This window comes from Acinetobacter baylyi DSM 14961 = CIP 107474 (assembly GCF_000368685.1).
Taxonomy (GTDB): Bacteria; Pseudomonadota; Gammaproteobacteria; order Pseudomonadales; family Moraxellaceae; genus Acinetobacter; species Acinetobacter baylyi.
In genome coordinates this window covers 122,417-144,088 of record NZ_KB849626.1, presented here as the reverse complement: position 1 = coordinate 144,088, position 21,672 = coordinate 122,417, and the positions used below count along the sequence as shown (strand labels likewise).

The window sequence follows — 21,672 nt, the reverse complement described above, 5'->3', positions numbered from 1 at the left end:
ATCAGTGAACACCATCAATGTATCATTCATCGCCTGGAACAGCATAGCTCGGAGAGTCGCTTGGATTCAGTGCCCGAATAACATAATCCTCCACTTGTGGCTCATATACTTTCCATAATTCATATAAGTCATCTATGGGTGTCTCAGACCAGTCCACGCGTAAGTCGATGATCGGCCATTCCAGTTTATCAACAACCAGTATTCCAGCCGAACGAACTGGACCTGCCTCACCACCTGCCTTTAAACCCTGTTGAAGTGCGATCAGTAGACGTTCCGCCAGACTTCCTTCTGCCATTTGAAATGCATCCAGCATTTGTTGAGGAACCGTTGTGTTTTCTAACAAATTACCCGCACAGACCGCATGCTCACCAATACACTGCGAGGCCACGCCCAAAACATGCTGACCACTAAATATAGCAGGCGGATCATTGAGATTGACTAATGCCAACTGCCGATATTCAATAAAATCAGTATTTTTGACCAATTCTGATATCGCATCAGTGGGCGTTATGTCATATTTGATCATATCAAGCAAAATATTTGCCAAATAGGGATCGGTAATATTCTGACTTGCGGCTACGCCAATACCTGCTTTGGCTTGTAAACACCGCGCAGCAACGGCTGGAGAGGAAGATGAAATAGCCCCACCAAACTGTCCAGTTTTCTTACATCGCGCAATAATTGAAAAAGTCATCGGCATGCTCCTGATTAAGGTGTATCGGGAATGACTGCAATCGCATCAATCTCGACGAGCCATTCTGGTCGTGCCAAAGCAGAAACCACAATACCCGTAGATACAGGAAAAACACCTTTAAGCCATCTCCCTACAACCAGATAAACCTCTTCACGATAACGTGGATCAACGATATAAATCGTGATCTTACATATATCTTCAAGCTCTCCACCCGCCTCTTTGAGTAACATATCAATGTTATACATGGCTTGTTCTGCCTGACCACGAACATCACCAATGCATACACTTTCAGAAGTATCCAGATTCTGACCAATTTGCCCACGCAAGAAAACGGTACTACCACGTGCAACCACAGCCTGACACAAATCATTATCAAGTTTCTGTTCTGGATACGTTTCTTTAGTATTGAATGTACGAATGCGTGTATGTTTCATCACATGTATTTCCCGTTAAATAATAAAATGAGTATCTACGATTCACCTATAAAGGCAATTTTCGTTTTCCTTGTTAGTGATTCAAATTTTCCGTATTAATCAAATCAAAAAATTTTTCGAATTATTTCATTTGATATCACATCATTGGCATGGGCTAAAGGTGTGCAATATTCGTAACTATGTCGATGCTGCTACAGCAGAAAATGCCTTCGCCGTGAGAATTATTTTAGTCAAATCTTAAAACCTAAAACTCAATGCTTTAATTAAGTATTTAATCCATGCGAATACATTGCTACAGCAAAAAGCAGTCAGTCAGTTGCTTAATGTCTATCGAGACAAACTGATTCATAATGGAATATCGTTATTACGGGTTAAGACATCTCGTAATATATGCAGGAGCAACAATCCATAGATTTCGAAGGGAATACATAAATCATGCAAGAGCATTTAATTGAGCATTTTTCACATTCATTATAATTGTGTAGTGATGGTAAAAAGCAGCATAGATTATAAAATATTTCTTAGTTACAAATATATGCTGCCTTCAATTAGATTTTTAGTCTTAGGCTTCGAGAGCACTTTCTTGTGAAGTTGGATAATCGGTATAACCTTCTGCACCTTTGGCATAAAGTGTGTCAGGATTTACGCTATTGAGTGGTGCATTATGAATCAGACGCTCATACAAATCAGGATTGGCAATTGCAGCCTTCCCAAATGAGACAGCATCGGCATCACCCTGTGCCAAAATACGTTTGGCAGATTCAGCGCTCAGATTTTCATTGGCAATCCATACGCCATTAAATTTTTGACGTAGTTGTAGGCTAATACTATCCGCAGCTTCATATTCACGCGAGAATACAAATGCAATGTGACGTTCACTGAGCTGACGCATGACATAACCAAAGGTTTCGAGCGGATTGGCATCACTCATATCGTGTGAGTCACCGCGAGGCGCTATATGTACACCAACACGCCCTGCACCCCAGACGTCAATAAATGCATCGACCACCTGTAATAGTAATCGTGCTCGATTTTCAAGTGAGCCACCGTATTCATCACTACGCTGATTGGTACCCGACTGTAAAAACTGATCAATTAAATAACCATTTGCTGCATGTAGCTCTACACCATCAAAGCCTGCCACTTTTGCCAACTCTGCAGCATGCTGATATTGCGCCACAATTTCATGAATTTCTTCAATCGATAAAGCACGTGGCGTTACAAAAGGACGCTTTGGACGTAGTAGGCTGACGTGTCCCTCTGGCTGGATCGCACTTGGTGCAACAGGTATATCACCACCCAAAAGTTGAGGATCGGAAATGCGCCCTACATGCCACAGCTGAACCACGATTTTGGCACCTTTTTGATGTACGGCATCAACAATCGGATGCCACGCGCTTGCCTGTTCTTCCGACCATAAGCCTGGGGTATCTTCATAACCAACCGCTTTAGGTGAAATCACAGTCGCTTCAGTCAAAATCAGACCTGCACCAGCTCTTTGCTGGTAATATTCCAACATTAAATCATTTGGAATCCGATCCTCACCACTACGAGAACGTGTTAGTGGCGCCATCACAAGACGATTTTTAATTTCAAAAGCGCCTATTTTCAAAGGAGAACTTAATTCAGCCATTATCGCCTCAGCTTACGCGTGTTATAGCGTTTCTTTTAAATGATTAAGATATTGCTGAATCAATGCTTCATTACGTGAAAAATATGACCATTGCCCATATTTTTCTACGTTAATTAGTCCTGCTTGCTGTAGCACAGATAAATGATTAGACATAGTCGATTGCGACACCTTGCCTAAACGTTCAATCTGTCCAGCACATACACCACGCTCAAAATATCCACATTCTTCTGCAGATAAATAATCTGATGGATGTTTAAGCCATTCTAAAATCTGACGACGTGTCGGATTTGCAAGGGCTTTAAAAATTGCATCTATATCCATAAGCAAAGCTCAAGCAGCAAAGCATTGTTCAACATCATAGCTCTATAATATCGTTTTTTTTCGATATTAATATTCTCTTTTTACAATATTAATATCGATTTTTATAGATATAGTGTAAGCAGACGTAAATATGCTTTGCTAACGTTCACAATTAGAGACCCTGTTTCAAGCTGGCTTCGATAAATTTATCCAAATCACCATCCAGAACAGCACCTGTATTTGAGTTTTCGACACCTGTACGCAAATCTTTAATACGAGAATCATCCAGTACGTACGAGCGGATCTGGCTACCCCAACCGATGTCCGATTTGGAATCTTCAAGTGCCTGAGCAGCTTCATTACGCTTACTCATTTCCAGTTCATACAACTTGGCACGTAACTGTTTCCATGCATGATCACGGTTGGCATGTTGTGAACGCTGGTTTTGACATGCAACAACAATACCTGTTGGCGCATGCGTCAAACGCACAGCCGAATCGGTTTTGTTAATATGCTGACCACCGGCTCCAGAAGCACGATAGGTGTCGGTACGCACATCCGCAGGATTGATCTCAATTTCAATGTTGTCATCAATTTCTGGCGAAACAAACACCGCACTAAACGAGGTATGACGACGGTTACCACTGTCAAAAGGAGATTTTCGAACGAGACGATGTACACCCGACTCGGTACGTAACCAGCCATATGCGTACTCACCTTCTACACGAATCGTTGCTGATTTAATGCCTGCAACATCACCATCAGACTCTTCCATCAATTCAGCTTTAAAGCCGTGACGCTCAATCCAGCGCATGTACATACGCAGCAACATAGAAGCCCAATCCTGAGCCTCTGTTCCACCTGAACCCGCCTGAATTTCCACATAACACGGATTTGGATCCATCGGATTACTAAACATACGACGGAATTCAAGCTTGGCGAGTTCGTCCTCAGCCGTTGCAAGTTCTGATTCCACATCAACCAGTAAACTTTCATCATCGGCTTCGACCGCCAGATCCAGCATCGCCTTGGCATCTTCTAACTGTTCAGCAAGGTTATCTAGCACATTCAGTACGTTTTCAAGCTCGCCTTTTTCTTTGGCCATGGCTTGTGCACGACTCTGATCATTCCAGATCGCAGGATCTTCAAGTTCACGTAAAACTTCTTCTAAACGCTCTTTTTTCAGATCGTAGTCAAAGATACCCCCGTAGTGTTTGACTACGTTCGGTTAAATCTTTTAATTGGTTTAGATACGGATTAATTTCCACGCCAAAATTCCCAAATTACATTCAAATTAAGTAGCCATATAGTTTAACACAGCAGTCTGTTAGAGAGAAAAGTCTGAACATTTTCGCTACGCTGTTCTGATAATTAAACAGGTTTTTTTAGAGTTTGATTTCATTCATAGACCCAATTTTTACAACTTAAGTCAACTTTAATATTTTTAATTCAGGATAAATCACCAAGCTTATAATTGTTCACAAATTTGTTCATTTTTAGTGCGATCCTGCACAAGTACACAAAAAGCCTTATCTTTTAATAAAACAAAACATTAATAATTTATTTTTAATTATCAAAGAATTAAATGATGATAATTACACCCTACTTACATTATTACAGTTCAGTTACGTTGACTAGATTGACGCACTGTTTTTTTCCACTAGACTAAAAGTTGTAACAAAACATTAATTAATAATTTTTTTGGAGGGGAGATTTCCATGAAAAAGTTAACTCTAGTCACAGCACTTTTGTCTTCACTCGCTTTTGTAGGAACCGCTGCTCACGCTTATCAAACAGAAGTAAACGGTAATTATAACTACCTTGATCCAGATAACGGTGATGGTGTGAGCGTATTTGGTGCGAGTGGTACTTATTATTTTAATCCAGTTCAAACCCGTAATTCACCATTGGCAGAAGCAGCATTCCTTGACCGTGCTAGCAGCGTAACATTGGGTGGACTTTATGGTGACAACGATGGAACCAAGCAAAGCAGCTTAGGGCTTTCAGGTGAATACTATGTACCAAATAGCGACTTTTATTTAGGTGCAGGTGTTGCTCGTGACGAAACTAAGGTTAAAAACTTTAGTGACACGAAAACCACGCGTTACAATGCTGAAGTCGGTTATTTACCAGCACCGGGTTTATTAGTTGCACTTGGTTTACAAGGTTATGACACGAAAGACGGTGGTGACGATGTCGATCCAACTTTACGTGCAAAATATGTGACTCAAGTTGGTCAACATGACGTGAACTTAGAAGCTCGTGGTGTATTCGGCAACAATGACAACAAACAATATTATGTCGCTGGTGACTACTATATCGACAAAACATTGAGCGTTGGTGCAGATTATCAAAAAGATAAAGCAACGAATTTAGATCAATGGGGCATCACTGCTAAAAAATTCTTCAATCAGCAAGTCAGTGTTGATGGCCGATTAGGTTTTGGTGATGACTACAATACTTACTCAGTGGGTGCATCATACCGTTTCTAAGCACTGCTTAAGAACATAAAAAAAATCGCTCAAATGAGCGATTTTTTTTATGTCTGATCTAAATGTAAGATGCGAAGTTGTAAATTTACACTGCCATTAAATTCATTACGATCTAGCTCATATACCAAATTGACATGTTTCTTCATTGGATCAAAATCAAACTTTTGTGCTGCATTAAATGCAATCGCATCTACAGAGCCATATTCTCCCAAGCCAAGTTTTAACTTGAGATGTATATCTTTCAGCCAGCGATAATCCAGCACTTCAAAACGTCCTTCAAACTGTGGAAGTGGGAACTTTTGTCCCCAAGGCCCTAGACGCTCGATCCAGTCGACAGTTTCCAGATCAATAGCCTGTGCAGGCAAAGAGCCATCGGTCCAGAGCACCGCTTGCAGCAAAGTTTCATCCATTTGCGCAATACACGCTGTGAATACGTTTTTAAATTCTTCAAAGTGACTTTTTTTCAGGGTTAAGCCCGCCGCCGCCGCATGCCCCCCAAAATGACTGACTAAATGAGGATGTTGTTCTGCAACCTGTTCAATCGTATCGCGGATGTGAATACCTTCGATAGAACGGGCAGATCCTTTAATATGCTCCCCGTCCGTATCAGGTGCAAATACAATGCTGGGGCGATGAAACTGCTCTTTAAGACGTCCCGCCACAATTCCAATCACACCTTGATGCCAGTTTTCTGCAAACATGACTAAGGCAGGCGGAATATTTTCATGCTGTAACTGAATATCTTCAAGATAGCCAAGTGCCTGCTGTTTCATCTCCGTTTCGACCTGACGACGCTCAAGATTAAGTCGATTCAGTTGCTCTGCAATCGGATAGGCAGTTTCCAGATCACTTGCAAGCAGGCATTCAATGCCGATATTCATGCTGTCCATCCGACCTGCTGCATTAATGCGTGGTCCAAGTACAAATCCTAAATCTTGTGCTTTTAACGTCGAAGGATCACGTTTAGCGATATCCAGTAATGCCAGTATGCCAGCACGGCATTGCTGTTGCTGAATCCGTTTTAAACCTGCATCGACCAAAATCCGATTGTTATAATCTAAGCTCGCGACATCGGCATATGTACCCAATGCGACCAAATCCAGATATTGCGTGATTTTGCAACTTGGTTTGTGATGTGCCTGCCTTAAGCTCGATAAATGTGCCAACAGATAAAATGCAACCCCGACCCCTGCCAATGCTTTACTTGGAAACGGACAATTAAGTTGATTCGGATTAACCACGGCTTCAGCATCTGGTGCAGATTTGGTCGTTAAGTGATGATCGGTAATAATCACTTTCATGCCCAGTTGCTGTGCTTGCTCTACACCAGCATGACTTGAAATACCATTATCGACAGTGATCAACAGCTCTGGTTGACATTGTTGATGCGCCAGATCAGCAATTGCAGGGGTTAAGCCATAACCATACTTAAAGCGATCAGGCACAATGTAATCAACTCTTGCGCCCATTTCTTTTAAAGCTAGACACATCAAAGCCGTACTGGTTGCACCATCTGCATCATAGTCACCCACAATAATAATCTGCTGTTGCTGGTCGATGGCTTGATCAATCAGCGCAATTGCAGTATCCAAGCCCTTTAATGTTGGCTTGAGCAAATATTTCAGCTTTAAATCTAACTGCTGAATAGAGTCGACACCTCGACGGGCTAAAATATGCGCAATAAATTCGGGCACATCCTGAAATTGATCAGGATGTGTGAGTAACGGTCGCTGTTTGATTTGAATTGTGCGCATTTATGGCATCAGTCGTTGCACAACCCATGTGCCATCTGTGTTTTGATAACTTAAACGGTCATGTAAGCGATTCGGACGCCCCTGCCAGAACTCGTAATAATCTGCCTGCAAACGATATCCTCCCCAGAACTCTGGTTTAGAAAGTACCGTCTGCTGACCGACTTGCTCATATAACCGATTAAAACGTTGCTGTAATTCTTCACGATTTGCAATTATTCCACTCTGCGGCGTACTAATATGTGCAGCAATCTGACTATCACGAGGACGTTTATGGTAGTAATCTGTCGATTCATGCTCCGAGATTTTATTGACTATCCCACCAATACGTACTTGACGCTCTAGGCTCGGCCAGTAAAACAGCAACTCTGCATATGGATTTTCGGCTAGATCGATGCCTTTCTGACTGTCATAATTGGTATAAAAGTCATAACCCTGTGCTGTTGCACCGCGCAATAAAACTGTTCTTACATGGGGACGTCCTTGACGATTACAGGTCGCCAATGACATTGCGTAAGGTTCATGCAGATTCGATTGCAATGCATGATTAAACCATTGTAAGAACTGCTCATGAGGATGGGTGTCCACTTGCGCTTCGTGTAGTTCACCTTTTTCATAACTCATGCGAAGTTCGCTGAGATCTTTAATTACATCTTTCATAGCGAATTGATTACCTTAGGCGGCATGTGTACGTACAGATTCTGCCAAACGATGAGCCAAGTCAGTGACTTCTTTTTGATTGTCACCTTCAACCATCACACGAATGACAGGTTCGGTACCTGATTTACGAATCAATAGACGTCCACGTCCTTTCAACTGTGCTTCTGCCTGTTCAAATTCACTGACTAAGGCGGGGACCGAGTATGGATCCATCATTTGATCCAGACGCACATTGACCAGTACTTGCGGGAATAATTCAAAACCAGTTACCAGTTCATGTAAAGCTTTATTTTGCTCAACCATAACCGTCAACACTTGTAATGCCGCAATAATGGCATCACCCGTTGTACTCTTGTCTAAGGTCAAAATATGTCCAGAAGGCTCGCCTCCAGTCACCCAATCATTTTCTTCAAGTGCCTGTAACACATAGCGATCTCCGACCTTGGCGCGTATAAACGGCACATCAGCTTTTGCCAAAGCCAATTCCAAAGCCATATTACTCATGACCGTGCCGACAATGCCAGCAGGTTTCTTTTTGGCCTGAGTCGCCAAGATATATAGAATATGATCTCCATCGACCAACTCTCCGAATTTATCAACCAGAATCACTCGGTCTGCATCACCATCAAAAGCAATGCCTAAATCGGCCTTGTAATGAACCACTGCTTTTTGCAGATTTTCTGGATGGGTTGAACCACAATGCTCATTGATGTTCATACCATTCGGATCATTATACAGTGCAATCACTTTTGCACCGAGCTCACGAAAAACCGAAGGACCTACGTTATAGGCTGCACCATTGGCACAATCCACCACAATGGTCAGATTTCGTAAGTCAAAATGATACGGAAAAGTTGATTTACAAAACTCGATATAGCGCCCATTAGCATCGATGAGACGCACACTTTTACCCAAATTTGCGGTGTCTTCAATATGCAACTCGTGCTCAAGTTCCTGATTAATCTCATCTTGAAGTGAATCAGGTAGTTTTTTACCTTCACCAGAGAAAAACTTAATGCCATTATCAAAGTAGGGATTATGAGATGCAGAAATCACAATACCTGCATCGGCATGTAAAGCACGCGTTAGATGCGCAATTGCAGGGGTTGGCAAAGGCCCCAGTAAATGCACATAAACGCCTGCCGCATTTAAACCTGCCTGTAAAGCTGACTCTAAAATATAACCAGATAAACGGGTATCTTTACCCAAAACAACAATAGGCTTATTAATTGGACTTGTTCGTTTTAATACTTTTCCAGCGGCAAACCCTAATTTTAATGCAAATTCAGGGGTGATCGGCATCTCACCGAATTTTCCACGAATGCCATCGGTTCCAAAATAACTCATCTTTGACTCACTTCTTTATCTTGTGGTGAAGCCACCATCTATCTGTTTACTTTACACCAAAACAAAAACGCCGTCAGTGGACTGACGGCGTTTTTTATTCAGGCTCAACCGTATTGAAAATTAACCAATACGGTAGTTTGGCGCTTCTTTGGTAATGGTCACATCATGTACATGTGACTCTTGCATACCTGCAGCCGTAATCTTCACAAATTGGGTATTTTGATGCATTGCTTCGATATCAGCAGACCCTGTATAGCCCATAGATGAACGTAAACCACCCATCATCTGATGCACGATTGCACTCATTGGACCTTTGTAAGGTACACGACCTTCAATCCCTTCTGGGACCAACTTTTCGACACCCGCTTTCGCGTCCTGGAAATAACGATCTGAAGAGCCACTTGCTCCAGACATCGCACCCAAAGAACCCATACCACGATAAGCTTTGTAATAACGCCCCTGGAAGAACTCGACTTCACCAGGTGCTTCTTCTGTACCTGCCATCAATGAACCGACCATAATCGTACTTGCACCAGCAGCAATAGCCTTAGCCATATCACCAGAGAAGCGGATACCACCATCTGCAATTAATGGAATTTCACCTTTCAAGGCACGCGCAACGTTGTCAATGGCTGAAATTTGAGGTACACCAATACCCGCAACAATACGTGTGGTACAAATTGAACCTGGACCAATTCCGACCTTAACTGCATCGGCACCCGCATCAAGCAAAGCCAATGCTGCATCACCTGTTGCAATGTTGCCACCAATCACCTGTACTTGTGGGTAGTTCTGTTTTACCCAGCGTACACGCTCAATGACGCCTGCAGAATGACCATGGGCTGTATCCACAACAATCACATCCGCACCTGCTTCAACCAGTGCTTCAACACGTGCAGGCGTTTCTGCACCTGTGCCGACAGCTGCGCCCACACGTAGACGGCCAAGTTCATCTTTACATGCATTCGGATAAAGTTCGGCTTTGCGAAAGTCTGTTACAGTAATCAAGCCTTTAAGCGCATGAAGGTCATCCACCACTAAAACTTTTTCAATGCGGTGCTTTTGTAGTAATGCCTGAATGCTTTCTTTTGATGCGCCTTCTTTCACTGTCACCAAACGATCTTGTGGTGTCATGATATTGCTTACAGGCTGCTCAAGATTCGTTTCGAAGCGTGTATCGCGTCCTGTCACAATTCCAACAACCTGACCATCTTTCACTACAGGTACGCCGCTGATATTGTTTGCTTGTGTGATTGCAATCAATTCACGTACTGTGGTTTCAGGGCTCACCGTAATCGGATCTTTGACCATGCCTGCTTCAAATTTTTTCACACGACGAACTTCTGCAGCTTGTGCAGCAATGTCCATGTTTTTGTGCAAAATACCGATACCACCGTTTTGTGCCATCGCAATCGCCATACGTGACTCAGTCACTGTATCCATTGCAGCTGAAACAAGTGGAACATTTAATTGAATGCCGCGAGTCAAACGTGTCTTTAAGGAGACATCTTTTGGGAGAACTGTAGAATAGGCAGGGAGTAATAAGACATCATCGAAGGTTAACGCTTCTTGAACGATGGTCAGCATAACAATCTCACTGGTAATTTCCGTGAGCTATTATAAACAAATTTAACACTAAATTTCATTTTTCTTGCGCTAATTTTTTATTTGTCCTGCTTTTCCACAGCGTTCAAGGCATTTTTTTCAGTACCATTTAAATCAATTCGGCCTTTTTCATCTCACTTTTGAAGTAAGCGTAATAAATTGGTGCAGCAACCAGACCAATCAAGCCAAAAACCGCCTGAAATACCAGCATGGCAATCAAAAGCTCCCAGGCTTTGGCATTGATTCGTTGTCCAATAATATCTGCATTTAAAAAATATTCGAGTTTATGAATCAATACCAAATACATTAATGCAATTGCGGCAGTAGTAAATGAGACACTAATCGCGGCCAGCACCACCAAGGTATTCGACATCAAATTTCCAATAACGGGCAATAATCCAAATACAAAAGTAAGAATAACCAATGTCTTACCGAATGGTAAATGCATTCCCATCAAAGGCAAAGCAATAAAAATAAATAAACCTGATAGAATCGTATTAATCAGTGAGATCTTGACTTGTGCAAATACAATATTTTTAAACGCACGATACAGCATGTCTAAACGCTGAAGAAAGACACGTCGAAATAGTGGCATTTCCTTTTCGCTCTGATGCGGGTGCAAAGAAATCAACGCACCCAAAATCATGCCAACAATCATGGTCACAAAACCATGTAATACGTCCGTTCCTGCATGCTGTAAGGTAATTAAGTGGTCCTTTGACAGTCTCAAGAGTGTGTCTTTCATTTCATCGATACTTTCTGGCACAAAACCAGGAAAATATCCGCCTACTTCATGCTGGAATTTTTTCAGCAATACATCCAGATTCGCATTGACCGAGGACAAGCCGCCACCTCTAAGATCATGCACCACATAAGCACTCAGACTGACCATTAACACCACTAGCAACGTGATGATAACAATACTAAAAATTGCAACCACGGTCACACGCCCATATTTGCGATTTGAAAAACGTTCAACATACGGGCTTAGGCTGGTGACCAGTGCATAAACCAATAAACCTGAAAGCAGTCCAGGCAAAAGATGCAATGGCAAGATCATCAACAGACTTAAGGTCATGATCACATAACTTGCAATGACGCATTGACGCTCATTCATTAATTGCATACCAACATCCTATATTCTGCCTAAAACGGCACGCACCTGATTCTACTTTTGTGTTTTTTATTTCATTAGCATGAATCTTTCGATTCAATACTCTCTATCATATTTTAACGTAAATCTGACCAACTCATGCATCTTAAAAGTGCTTATTCAACACAAAAATAAATTAAAAAACGCCCTTCTAGAGGGCGTTTTTTTATGATCAACTGAGTTAGAAGAAGTAATGTTGCACCAAGGTCGAAATACCCACGATCAGGAAAATCGCAGCACCAATTTTATGAATCAGGGCAATCGGTAAGCGGTCAGCCATCTTATTGCCAATAAATACTGCTGGTGCGTTGGCAATCATCATTCCTACCGTCGTACCCAGCATTACCCAGAATACACTGTCAAAACGGGCTGCTAACGCTACGGTTGCAATCTGAGTTTTATCACCAATTTCTGCAAGAAAAAACAGAATAAAAGTTGCCCCAAATACGCCAAAACGCTGCCATCTATTAATACTGTCGGTTTCATCATCCAGTTTATCTGGGATAAGCATCCACATGGCCATTCCAATAAAACCAATGGCCAAGACCCATACCATGACCGTTGGATTTAAGACAGTGGTCAGCCATTGACCCAATACAGCAGACAAACCATGGTTGATGGTCGTCGCTAACAAAATTGCAATCAAAATCGGAACAGGTTTGCGGAACCGGGCAGCGAGTAAAAGCGCGAGAAGCTGGGTTTTGTCGCCCATTTCAGCAAGGGCAACAACAGAAGTCGAAATTAGGAATTCTTGCATGTCTGTTCTCTGGCTAGCACAAATACCTATGACCTATCGCTCCTGCTAGCCAAAAAGTGCAGAACGATAAATCAAAGGTCTTGCCAACTCTGGAACGCTTGGAAGCGTTTAAGCTATGATGACCATGCTCTGTTGAGCAATTATGTTGATCATCACCTATTTACTTTGCGTAAATAGAGGCTACTCCCCAATGAAGTAAGCCTAGTGTAAAGGGGTTTAATTTTTTTTTCAAATTGAATTTTCTGTTCTTAATGCGCTTCCGATAAATGAAACTGCATTAAAAAACCCCGCCAGAGCGAGGTTTTTAGAGAAATAACAGAATTAAGAAATATTATGCATTAAATAAGCAAGCTACGGATGTCCTGAAGTAACTTGGTCAACTTATTGGTGAAACGCGCAGCGTCAGCACCATTGATTACACGGTGATCATAAGACAATGACAGTGGCAACATTAAGCGCGGGTCAAAGTCTTTACCATTCCATACAGGCTGCATAGTTGCAGGTGAAATACCCAAGATTGCCACTTGCGGCCAATTCACCAAAGGTGTAAATGCCGTACCACCAATCGCGCCCAGGCTTGAAATAGTGAAGTTTGCACCTTGTAAATCTTTTGGTGAAAGCTTCTTATCACGTGCTTTTTGACCAATTACACCCAGTTCAACCGCAATTTGCTTAATCGTTTTCTGATCAGGATTGCGAAGCACAGGCACAGTCAAGCCATCTGGTGTCGCGACCGCGATACCCATGTGAATCTCTTTACGCAACAATACAGACTTACCATCATCAGACAAATGTCCAGCAAATTCACGCTCTTCTTTCAAAAGATGCGCAACCGCTTTAATGATAAATGCCATAATGGTCAGGCTAATCCCTTCTTTTTTGAAGTTACCCTTTAAATCATTACGCCATGCTTCAAGTTCAGTAATGTCCGCAAGGTCAAACTGAGTCACTTGAGGAATAAAGTTATTTAAAGAGAGTTGTGGAATCGATACTTGCTGTAAACGTGTCAGCGTTTTCTCTTCCACACCACCAAATGCACTGAAATCTGGCAATGTTGGCAAGCCTGATGCAACTGCCGCAGCCGCAGCTTTTGGCGCAGCAACAGGTGCTGTTAGACGTTGTTTGACATACGCATAGATGTCCTCTTTCATCAAACGCCCATGCTCGCCAGATGCTTTAACCTGAGCCAACACAACACCCAACTCACGTGCCAATTTACGCACCGCTGGACCTGCATAGACTTTCGAATTTTCAGCTTCTTGCTCTTTGGTGAGCTTGTCCGCACCTGCTTGTGGTGCTGTTTCAACTTTAGCCGCAGGTGCTTCAGCTTTCTGTGCCGCTGGCGCAGGAGCTGCTTCAGCTTTTGCTACAGGTGCCTTTGGCGCGCTTGCAACGGCACCTTCAGCTTCTACAGTCACTAAAAGAATGCCTTCTTTGACATCCTGACCCGCTTTTACGTGAATAGCTTTGACAATACCAGATACCGTACTTGGAACTTCAACAGTCGCCTTGTCTGATTCCACCACAACGATACTTTCATCTTTGGTAATCTTGTCACCCACGTTGACCAAAATCTCAGCCACGGCAGCCTTGTCTACGCCCAAATCAGGCACGAGTACATCTACTGCCCCAGCTGGTGCGCTTTGAACTGCTGGCGTCTCAGCCTGAGTTTCTGCTTTGGTTGCAACAGGTGCCGCTGTAGGTACAACAGCTTCTTGTTTCGCTGGTGCAGCATTCGAAGCACCTGCTGTTTTGACTTTCAGTAGCAGAACACCTTCTTGAATGGTATCGCCTGCTTTCACTTCGATACTTTCAATCGTACCAGAAACCGTGCTTGGCACTTCAACCGAAGCTTTATCCGACTCAAGTAGAACCAGACTGTCATTTTCAGCGATTTCATCGCCGACACTGACTAACAATTCCGCGACAGTGGCTTTTTCTACACCAATATCTGGCACTTGAACTTCAACTACAGATGATGCAGCCGAAGTTGAAGTCGCTGGTTTGGTTTCCTGTGGAGCAACTTGCTCAACAGGTGTTTCTGCTTTAACTTCAGTTTGGGCTGGTGCCGATTCAGATTCAGTTTTGTCAGTATTGTCGCCGCTTTCAAGCTCAATCAGTGTTGTTCCTTCCGAAACTTCATCACCAAGGCTCACCAAAATGCTTTTTACCACGCCAGAAGCTGTACTTGGTACTTCAACAGAAGCCTTGTCCGATTCGAGTAGAATCAGACTGTCATTTTCTGAAATAGTATCGCCGACTTTTACCAGAATTTCAGCAACGGTTGCTTTATCTACGCCAATATCAGGTGTTTTCACTTGCATGTCTTAGTTCCCCTCACCTGAGTGTTCTTCGTAAGCTGCAACAGGCTGAACTTCAGGATGTGCCTGAGGTGCCCATGCGACTGGACGATCAGTTTCCAATTCAAAGCTTGAAATCGCGTCTTTGACCAAACGGTTTTCAACTTCACCTTCATCTGCCAGTTTCTTCAATGTTGCGACCACGATGTGAGCTGCATCTACACCAAAGTAACTACGCAGATTGCCGCGAGTATCCGAACGACCATAACCATCTGTACCCAATGTGACATAAGGACGATTGTCTGGAAGGTAAGCACGAATTTGTTCGCTATACGCACGCATATGATCTGTTGCTGATACCACGATACCATCTGTACCGCGTAACTGCTGAGATACCCAAGACTCTTTGGTTTCTTCTGCAAGCGGATGCAAGCGATTGTATTCATCACACGCCATACCATCACGTGACAACTCATTGAAGCTGGTGACACTCCAGATATTTGAGTGGATCTGATATTCTTCACGCAAAATTTTCGCTGCTTTAATCACTTCACGCAGAATCACACCCGAACCAAGAAGCTGTACAGTGGCTTTGTCGTCTTTTTCAAACAAATACATCCCGCGCTTGATACCTTCTTCAGCACCTTTTGGCATTTCTGGATGTTCATAGTTTTCATTCATGACCGTTAAGTAATAAAACACACGTTCCTGATTGACATACATACGCTGTAAACCATCATGCACCACAACAGCCAATTCATAACCAAAGCATGGATCGTAAGAAATACAGTTTGGAATAGTATTTGCCAGAATGTGTGAGTGACCGTCCTGATGCTGTAAGCCTTCACCGTTTAATGTGGTACGACCCGCTGTAGCACCGAGCAAGAAACCTTGCGCCTGCGCATCACCTGCTGCCCACGCAATATCGCCAATACGCTGGAAACCAAACATTGAGTAGTACATGTACATTGGGATCATTGGCAAGTTATTGGTTGAATAACTGGTACCAAGCGCAGCCCATGCACTCATCGCACCCGCTTCATTGATCCCTTCTTGCAACATGTGACCATCTTTGGCTTCACGATAGTTCATGAGCTGTTCATTGTCTTCTGGTGTATATTTCTGACCATGCGCAGCATAAATACCCAATTGACGGAACATACCTTCCAGACCAAAGGTACGTGCTTCATCTGGAACAATTGGCACAACACGGTCTTTAATTGCTTTTTCTTTAAGTAAAGCAGCAATCAAACGTACCATCACCATCGTGGTGGATTGTTCTTTTCCGTTACTACCGCTTAAAACGCTATCAAAAATTGAAATATCTGGAATCGCCAGTGCTTCACTTTCTTTACGACGTGCAGGCAGATAACCACCCAATGCTTCACGGCGTGCCTTCATGTATTTTAATTCTGGCGAGTTTTCTGCTGGACGATATAACGGTAGTTCTTCAAGTTGCTCATTGGTAAATGGCAGATTGAAGCGATCACGTACATATTTAAGTGAATCAACATGCATCTTTTTGATCTGATGGGTTTTGTTAACCGCTTCGATTTCGTCAGACAAACCATAACCTTTGACAGTTTTTGCCAAAATTACCGTAGGCTGGCCTGTGCTCTTCATCGCTTCTGCATACGCTGCGTATACTTTGTACGGGTCATGACCACCACGATTCAGATTATCAATATCTTCATCGCTTAGATTTTTCACTAAGTCTTCAGCTTCAGGATATTTACCAAAGAAGTGCGCGCGCGTATATGCACCACCTTTTACTTGATAACGTTGATAATCACCATCAACCGCTTCTTCCATGATGGCTTTAAGTGCGCCTGAATTATCTTTGGCCAATAGCGGATCCCAATGACGACCCCAAACCACTTTAATGACACGCCAACCCGCACCACGGAATAAAGATTCAAGTTCTTGAATGATTTTACCATTACCACGTACAGGACCATCAAGACGCTGTAAGTTACAGTTCACCACCCAAATCAGGTTGTCTAATTTTTCACGACCTGCAAGTGAGATTGCACCTGTACTTTCAGGTTCATCCATCTCGCCATCGCCAAGATATGCCCAAACTTTACGATCTTCTTCTTTAATCAAGCCACGATTCATCAAATATTTTTGAATATGCGCTTGATAAATCGACATGATTGGGCCAAGACCCATCGATACTGTTGGGAACTGCCAGTAATCAGGCATTAAATATGGATGTGGGTAGCTTGATAAACCGTTACCATTCACTTCACGACGGAAGTTATTGAGCTGGTCTTCAGTCAAACGGCCTTCAAGGAATGAACGTGCATAAATACCTGGTGCGCAGTGACCTTGATAATAGATCATGTCGCCGCCAAAGTTATCACTATTGGCACGGAAGAAGTGGTTAAAACCAACATCATATAACGTTGCTGAAGATGCAAAGCTGGCCAAGTGACCACCTAAATCATCACCTGTCTTATTCGCACGCAATACCATCGCCAAAGCGTTCCAGCGGATCAATGCACGAATACGGCGTTCCATATCCTGATCGCCTGGCATCGCAGGTTCTTCAGCAACCGAAATCGTATTTAAATAAGGCGTATTTAGACGTTGAATGGGAACATGCTTTGCAATCGCACGTTGGTAAAGCTTTTCCAATAAGAATGCAGCGCGCTCAGTTCCCATGTGCTGTAGAACCGAGTCAAATGCATCTTGCCATTCTTTGGTTTCTTGTGCGTCGGAATCACCATAAAACGCCATAACTCACCTTTTCCTTAGTCTTTTGTATGGGGTCTATTTTTATCATATTTAGGGGGATGCAAGTTATCCCCACAGGTGAATACAGATTGGCATCATTATTTAGATAATAAATAGTCATTGACCTTTTATAACCTAAAATAACAAAAAATCGCCAATTAAAGGCGATTTTTTATACACAACTATTTGAGATTCAATGTTAGGCTTAATTCATCCGTAAAAATAACTGAATCGGTGAGAGACATGGAGAAAATAATCTGACATGCACTCATTACGGCAATAACGCAAGATAAGAGCCTGGATTTTTACGCTGACCATCTTTCACCACTTCAAAATGCAAGTGTGGGCCTGTACAACGACCTGTACAACCAACATTAGCAATGCGTTCACCCGCACTCACACGATCACCCACTTGAACCATAATTCGTGAAGCATGTGCATAACGTGTCAGGTAACCATTTCCATGATTAATCTCAACATATTGACCATAACCTGTACCCCAGCCTGCTTTGGTGACAATACCTGGACCAGAGGCATAAATTGGTGTGCCACTCGGCGCAGATAAATCAATTCCCTCATGAGGACGCGTCGTACCCAACAGTGTACGCGTACCAAATTCAGATGATACACGAACCATATCTGGCAAAGGATGGGTGACTAACCATGAATAAGGGCTATTATTATTGGACGTGTTATAACGAGAAGACGAACCAGGATACTTTTTCTCGAGGGTCTGGTTATTTAGCTCTATTGATTTTTCGCGTAAAGTTACTGAAACTCTCGCACTGGCAGGTAAATCAAGATCATCTGGATGTGAATAAGAACCCTGACTCAATGTACGAGAGAGTTGTTCAAGACGGTCTGATGGTGTTGCACTGGTTTGGTCTATCGTTTGATAATCAGCGAAAGCGACTGATGCGGCAGAAGCTGCCAGCGAAAAAGCAAGTAAAATACGGCGCGGATGCATAAAAAACCTCTTGAAACTGTTCTTACTCAAAGTTCCTTGTGTGATCTCTTCCTTGATATCCGTTGAAATACACGTATAAGATGAAGACACATTCAAACTGGATATTGACAATGTCTGAACCTAAAAACGTGTTTCAACAAACAAGAAAACACATAAAAACAGGAAACTTAACGTTTCTTACAGCGCAAGTTGCACAATGGCAAAAACTTACGAAACTTATTCAACCCTTATTGCCTCAACCTGAAAAATGGCAAGTAGTCTGTTATCAATATGGTGTGTTGACCCTAACCGGCGAAAATCAGGCCATGATTAGTCAGCTTGGCTATCTTCAAACACAATATATTACCAAGTTGGCTCAACTTGAAGGCTTAAATGAACTACAAAAAATTCAAGTGCGTTTACGACCAAAATCGCAACTTCCCCAATCCCCTACAGATTCAAAAACCTCTCTCACGCCTGAGACACAAGAAATGTTACAAGGTGCCGCTGGCTTGGTGAGCGACCCTAAGCTTAGCCAAGCTTTATTACGTTTGGCAAGCAATAAAAAGTAACAACCATTTCAGTAAAATGTCTATTTTAAAAATATATGTGACGCAGTTATCTTTTTAATTTATTACAATATAACATTTCAACCACAACACAATTACTTAGGCGACGTGTACATACTGAATTGGACAATTTTTAATGTCATCAAATGTTACAATTTCGTAGTTAGAAGGATCACTTTGTACATTGCGTAATAACTGATTATTCAGTGCATGCCCAGATTTATAGCCATCAAACTTGGCAATAATCTGATGTCCCATGAGATACAAATCACCCACAGCATCCAGAATCTTATGTCGAACAAATTCGTCCGAAAATCGTAGTCCTTCTTCATTCACCACACCGGTATCATCGACGCCAATCGCGTTATCCAGACTCGCTCCTAATGCCAGATTATTGGCTTTTAGATAATCAAGATCTTTCATAAAACCGAATGTTCTTGCGCCACTGACTTCATAAACAAATACTTCTGTCGAAAAGTCAATCGTGGCAGACTGATACTCTTTGGCAAATGCGGGATGATCAAAATCAATTGTAAAATTTAACTGGAAACCTTCGTGTGGCGTAAAAATGGCACGTTTGTCATCAATCAGCGCCTCAACGGGCTTTAATATTTTTATAAATTTTTTCGGTGCATCTTGTTCATGCAACTCGCCTTGCATCAACAAGTAAATAAACGGCCCTGCACTGCCATCCATAATTGGTACTTCAGAAGCAGATACTTCGATAATCAGATTATCAATGCCAAGCCCTGCAATGGCACTCATGACATGCTCAATCGTTCCGACCTTAACGTCTTCTAGTACCAGATTCGAACACATAAAAGCTTCTTGAATCAGTAGCGAATCTGCCTGAATTTCGACAGGTGGATCCAAATCAATTCTGCGAAACACGATTCCACCATCAACTGTATGGGGCAAAAAATTGATCATGACCTTCTGACCACTATGAAGACCAATGCCACTCGCCTTTACCACACGTTTGAGGGTACGTTGTTTCAACATGCTACTCTAACTTTCTCTTAAAAACCGATATACGTTAGCATATTTAGCTATTGATAAAAAATAAAAAAGGTAGTGAATCTCACTACCTTTTGGCTATCTTTATGCAAAAACTATTTACGTTGTTGATTTTTAAGATAATCCTGAATACTCATTGGAGATGAGCGAGGTGATGAACTTGGTGCAGCAGAGGCCTCAGTTCCTTGACGTTTGCTAATCGCAGGTACATCATCTTCATCTACAGCATGTGCCGTTGGCACATGAACATGATGTGGAACATGACGTTTGCGTGGCTCTGCTTCGCTCGCGTTACGGGTTAAACCTGTTGCTATAACTGTCACACGTAACTCATCACGTGCTTCTGGATCAAAGACCGTACCGTAGAAAATTTCACCTTCATCCAGATCGACAATCTGGTTGACTACATCGGTAATAATTTCTGTTTCACGCAAGGTAATATCATCACCACCAGTAATGTTGATCAATACACCTTTAGCATTGATGATATTCACATTATCTAACAATGGACTACGAATGGCCTGCTCTGCAGCCTGACGTGCACGATCTTCACCACGACCTAAACCGACACCCATCATCGCGTAACCACGCGTACTCATGGCAGTTTTCAAATCGGCGAAGTCAAGGTTAATATGACCACGATTAACCACAAGATCAAAGATACTACGTACCGCATTAAGCAATACGTCATCTGCCTTTTTGTAGGCATCGCGCATTGAAATGTCGCCATAGACACTGAGCAAACGCTGGTTTGGAATAATAATCAAAGAGTCGACATGTGCTTCGAGTGCTTCTATTCCTTTTTCAGCAGCACGCTGACGACGGCGACCTTCAAAATTAAACGGTGTCGTAACAACACCCACCGTTAAAATTCCCATTTCCTGTGCGATTTCAGCAACGACTGGTGCAGCACCTGTACCTGTTCCACCCCCCATACCTGCCGTCACAAATACCATATCTGTGCCTTCAAGATGTTGACGAATCATTTCGCGGCTTTCTTCACCTGCAATCTGACCCACTTCTGGATTTGCACCTGCACCCAACCCGCGTGTACTTTGCTCTCCGAGCTGAATCTTGAATGGCGCATTCATACTGTCAAGTGCTTGCTTGTCTGTATTGGCACAAACAAATTTCACACCTTTAATATCAGATTGCACCATGTGCTGTACGGCATTACCACCGCCACCACCAACACCAAACACAGTGAAACGGGCTTGACCGTTGCTATCGCTTAGTTCATCTTCTATAAATTCAAATGAGGCCATGACCTGTAGA

At 42.6% G+C, this 21,672-nt stretch carries 18 protein-coding genes and 1 riboswitch; of the genes, 2 read left to right on the top strand and 16 right to left on the bottom strand.

The genetic code is table 11. The features are described from left to right. Window positions 1-22: 22 nt before the first annotated feature. The 5 genes from F952_RS04975 to prfB form a co-directional block, all read right to left on the bottom strand. Window positions 23-694 (bottom strand): DUF1028 domain-containing protein, encoded by a 672-nt coding sequence (locus F952_RS04975; RefSeq protein WP_004923390.1) that lies wholly within the window; start codon window positions 692-694, stop codon window positions 23-25. Between the two features lie 14 nt (window positions 695-708). Beyond that, the gene (locus tag F952_RS04970; RefSeq protein WP_004923387.1) at window positions 709-1,128 is read right to left on the bottom strand and encodes a RidA family protein; all 420 of its coding nucleotides are present in this window, start codon (window positions 1,126-1,128) and stop codon (window positions 709-711) included. A 562-nt stretch (window positions 1,129-1,690) separates the two neighbouring features. Next, the gene (locus tag F952_RS04965) at window positions 1,691-2,761 is read right to left on the bottom strand and encodes an alkene reductase (RefSeq protein ID WP_004923383.1); all 1,071 of its coding nucleotides are present in this window, start codon (window positions 2,759-2,761) and stop codon (window positions 1,691-1,693) included. Window positions 2,762-2,782: 21 nt separating this feature from the next. Further along, window positions 2,783-3,082 (bottom strand): ArsR/SmtB family transcription factor, encoded by a 300-nt coding sequence (locus F952_RS04960; RefSeq protein WP_004923380.1) that lies wholly within the window; start codon window positions 3,080-3,082, stop codon window positions 2,783-2,785. Window positions 3,083-3,233: 151 nt separating this feature from the next. Then, window positions 3,234-4,329 (bottom strand): peptide chain release factor 2 gene (prfB, locus tag F952_RS04955; RefSeq protein WP_100222846.1). Its coding sequence is split into 2 segments (ribosomal slippage): window positions 3,234-4,256 and window positions 4,258-4,329, totalling 1,095 coding nucleotides; the frame shifts between segments, so codons are not numbered across the junction. Window positions 4,330-4,779: 450 nt separating this feature from the next. On the opposite strand from prfB, the gene F952_RS04950 reads away from it, so the two are divergent. Further along, the gene (locus F952_RS04950) at window positions 4,780-5,553 is read left to right on the top strand and encodes a putative porin (RefSeq protein ID WP_004923376.1); all 774 of its coding nucleotides are present in this window, start codon (window positions 4,780-4,782) and stop codon (window positions 5,551-5,553) included. A 47-nt stretch (window positions 5,554-5,600) separates the two neighbouring features. Here the strand turns inward: F952_RS04950 and recJ are convergent, their stop codons facing one another. The 9 genes from recJ to F952_RS04905 all read right to left on the bottom strand — a co-directional run bounded on the left by recJ (window position 5,601) and on the right by F952_RS04905 (window position 18,832). Beyond that, the gene (recJ, locus tag F952_RS04945; RefSeq protein WP_004923374.1) at window positions 5,601-7,307 is read right to left on the bottom strand and encodes a single-stranded-DNA-specific exonuclease RecJ; all 1,707 of its coding nucleotides are present in this window, start codon (window positions 7,305-7,307) and stop codon (window positions 5,601-5,603) included. After that, a complete protein-coding gene (gene pdxH / locus F952_RS04940; RefSeq protein ID WP_004923370.1) occupies window positions 7,308-7,964 on the bottom strand; it encodes a pyridoxamine 5'-phosphate oxidase in 657 nt (218 codons plus the stop codon). A gap of 15 nt (window positions 7,965-7,979) precedes the next feature. After that, window positions 7,980-9,311, bottom strand: a complete 1,332-nt coding sequence (glmM, locus tag F952_RS04935) for a phosphoglucosamine mutase (protein WP_004923367.1) — start codon at window positions 9,309-9,311, stop codon at window positions 7,980-7,982. 120 nt (window positions 9,312-9,431) lie between these two features. Continuing rightward, window positions 9,432-10,898 (bottom strand): IMP dehydrogenase, encoded by a 1,467-nt coding sequence (guaB, locus tag F952_RS04930; protein WP_004923364.1) that lies wholly within the window; start codon window positions 10,896-10,898, stop codon window positions 9,432-9,434. A gap of 127 nt (window positions 10,899-11,025) precedes the next feature. Further along, window positions 11,026-12,042: an AI-2E family transporter gene (locus tag F952_RS04925; protein ID WP_004923359.1), complete on the bottom strand. Its 1,017-nt coding sequence runs from the start codon at window positions 12,040-12,042 to the stop codon at window positions 11,026-11,028. Window positions 12,043-12,250: 208 nt separating this feature from the next. Then, window positions 12,251-12,826, bottom strand: a complete 576-nt coding sequence (locus F952_RS04920) for a TMEM165/GDT1 family protein (RefSeq protein ID WP_004923356.1) — start codon at window positions 12,824-12,826, stop codon at window positions 12,251-12,253. 30 nt (window positions 12,827-12,856) lie between these two features. Then, window positions 12,857-13,027: riboswitch (yybP-ykoY riboswitch) on the bottom strand. 137 nt (window positions 13,028-13,164) lie between these two features. After that, the gene (locus F952_RS04915; RefSeq protein ID WP_004923352.1) at window positions 13,165-15,150 is read right to left on the bottom strand and encodes a 2-oxo acid dehydrogenase subunit E2; all 1,986 of its coding nucleotides are present in this window, start codon (window positions 15,148-15,150) and stop codon (window positions 13,165-13,167) included. 3 nt (window positions 15,151-15,153) lie between these two features. Continuing rightward, window positions 15,154-17,868 carry a pyruvate dehydrogenase (acetyl-transferring), homodimeric type gene (gene aceE, locus F952_RS04910; protein ID WP_004923350.1) on the bottom strand — a complete coding sequence of 905 codons (2,715 nt, stop codon included), beginning with the start codon at window positions 17,866-17,868 and terminating at the stop codon, window positions 15,154-15,156. Window positions 17,869-18,136: 268 nt separating this feature from the next. Continuing rightward, on the bottom strand, window positions 18,137-18,832 hold the full coding sequence (locus tag F952_RS04905) for a M23 family metallopeptidase (RefSeq protein WP_004923348.1): 696 nt from the start codon (window positions 18,830-18,832) through the stop codon (window positions 18,137-18,139). Window positions 18,833-18,936: 104 nt separating this feature from the next. Here F952_RS04905 and F952_RS04900 point away from each other — a divergent pair, with 104 nt between their 5' ends. After that, a complete protein-coding gene (locus tag F952_RS04900; RefSeq protein WP_171056935.1) occupies window positions 18,937-19,383 on the top strand; it encodes a DUF721 domain-containing protein in 447 nt (148 codons plus the stop codon). Window positions 19,384-19,479: 96 nt separating this feature from the next. Here the strand turns inward: F952_RS04900 and lpxC are convergent, their stop codons facing one another. Both lpxC and ftsZ read right to left on the bottom strand, forming a co-directional pair. Then, window positions 19,480-20,382 (bottom strand): UDP-3-O-acyl-N-acetylglucosamine deacetylase, encoded by a 903-nt coding sequence (gene lpxC, locus F952_RS04895; RefSeq protein ID WP_004923344.1) that lies wholly within the window; start codon window positions 20,380-20,382, stop codon window positions 19,480-19,482. Between the two features lie 110 nt (window positions 20,383-20,492). Then, window positions 20,493-21,662, bottom strand: a complete 1,170-nt coding sequence (gene ftsZ / locus F952_RS04890) for a cell division protein FtsZ (RefSeq protein WP_004923343.1) — start codon at window positions 21,660-21,662, stop codon at window positions 20,493-20,495. Window positions 21,663-21,672 lie beyond the last annotated feature (10 nt).

What these genes read in the sequence shown, in the direction of transcription:
- aceE (WP_004923350.1), bottom strand. Translation starts at nt 17,868, where the DNA reads ATGGCGTTTTATGGTGATTCCGACGCACAAGAAACCAAAGAATGGCAA.
- F952_RS04970 (WP_004923387.1), bottom strand. Translation starts at nt 1,128, where the DNA reads ATGAAACATACACGCATTCGTACATTCAATACTAAAGAAACGTATCCA.
- glmM (WP_004923367.1), bottom strand. Translation starts at nt 9,311, where the DNA reads ATGAGTTATTTTGGAACCGATGGCATTCGTGGAAAATTCGGTGAGATG.
- guaB (WP_004923364.1), bottom strand. Translation starts at nt 10,898, where the DNA reads ATGCTGACCATCGTTCAAGAAGCGTTAACCTTCGATGATGTCTTATTA.
- F952_RS04950 (WP_004923376.1), top strand. Translation starts at nt 4,780, where the DNA reads ATGAAAAAGTTAACTCTAGTCACAGCACTTTTGTCTTCACTCGCTTTT.
- lpxC (WP_004923344.1), bottom strand. Translation starts at nt 20,382, where the DNA reads ATGTTGAAACAACGTACCCTCAAACGTGTGGTAAAGGCGAGTGGCATT.
- F952_RS04915 (WP_004923352.1), bottom strand. Translation starts at nt 15,150, where the DNA reads ATGCAAGTGAAAACACCTGATATTGGCGTAGATAAAGCAACCGTTGCT.
- F952_RS04905 (WP_004923348.1), bottom strand. Translation starts at nt 18,832, where the DNA reads ATGCATCCGCGCCGTATTTTACTTGCTTTTTCGCTGGCAGCTTCTGCC.
- F952_RS04960 (WP_004923380.1), bottom strand. Translation starts at nt 3,082, where the DNA reads ATGGATATAGATGCAATTTTTAAAGCCCTTGCAAATCCGACACGTCGT.
- F952_RS04925 (WP_004923359.1), bottom strand. Translation starts at nt 12,042, where the DNA reads ATGCAATTAATGAATGAGCGTCAATGCGTCATTGCAAGTTATGTGATC.
- F952_RS04920 (WP_004923356.1), bottom strand. Translation starts at nt 12,826, where the DNA reads ATGCAAGAATTCCTAATTTCGACTTCTGTTGTTGCCCTTGCTGAAATG.
- ftsZ (WP_004923343.1), bottom strand. Translation starts at nt 21,662, where the DNA reads ATGGCCTCATTTGAATTTATAGAAGATGAACTAAGCGATAGCAACGGT.
- pdxH (WP_004923370.1), bottom strand. Translation starts at nt 7,964, where the DNA reads ATGAAAGATGTAATTAAAGATCTCAGCGAACTTCGCATGAGTTATGAA.
- recJ (WP_004923374.1), bottom strand. Translation starts at nt 7,307, where the DNA reads ATGCGCACAATTCAAATCAAACAGCGACCGTTACTCACACATCCTGAT.
- F952_RS04975 (WP_004923390.1), bottom strand. Translation starts at nt 694, where the DNA reads ATGACTTTTTCAATTATTGCGCGATGTAAGAAAACTGGACAGTTTGGT.
- F952_RS04965 (WP_004923383.1), bottom strand. Translation starts at nt 2,761, where the DNA reads ATGGCTGAATTAAGTTCTCCTTTGAAAATAGGCGCTTTTGAAATTAAA.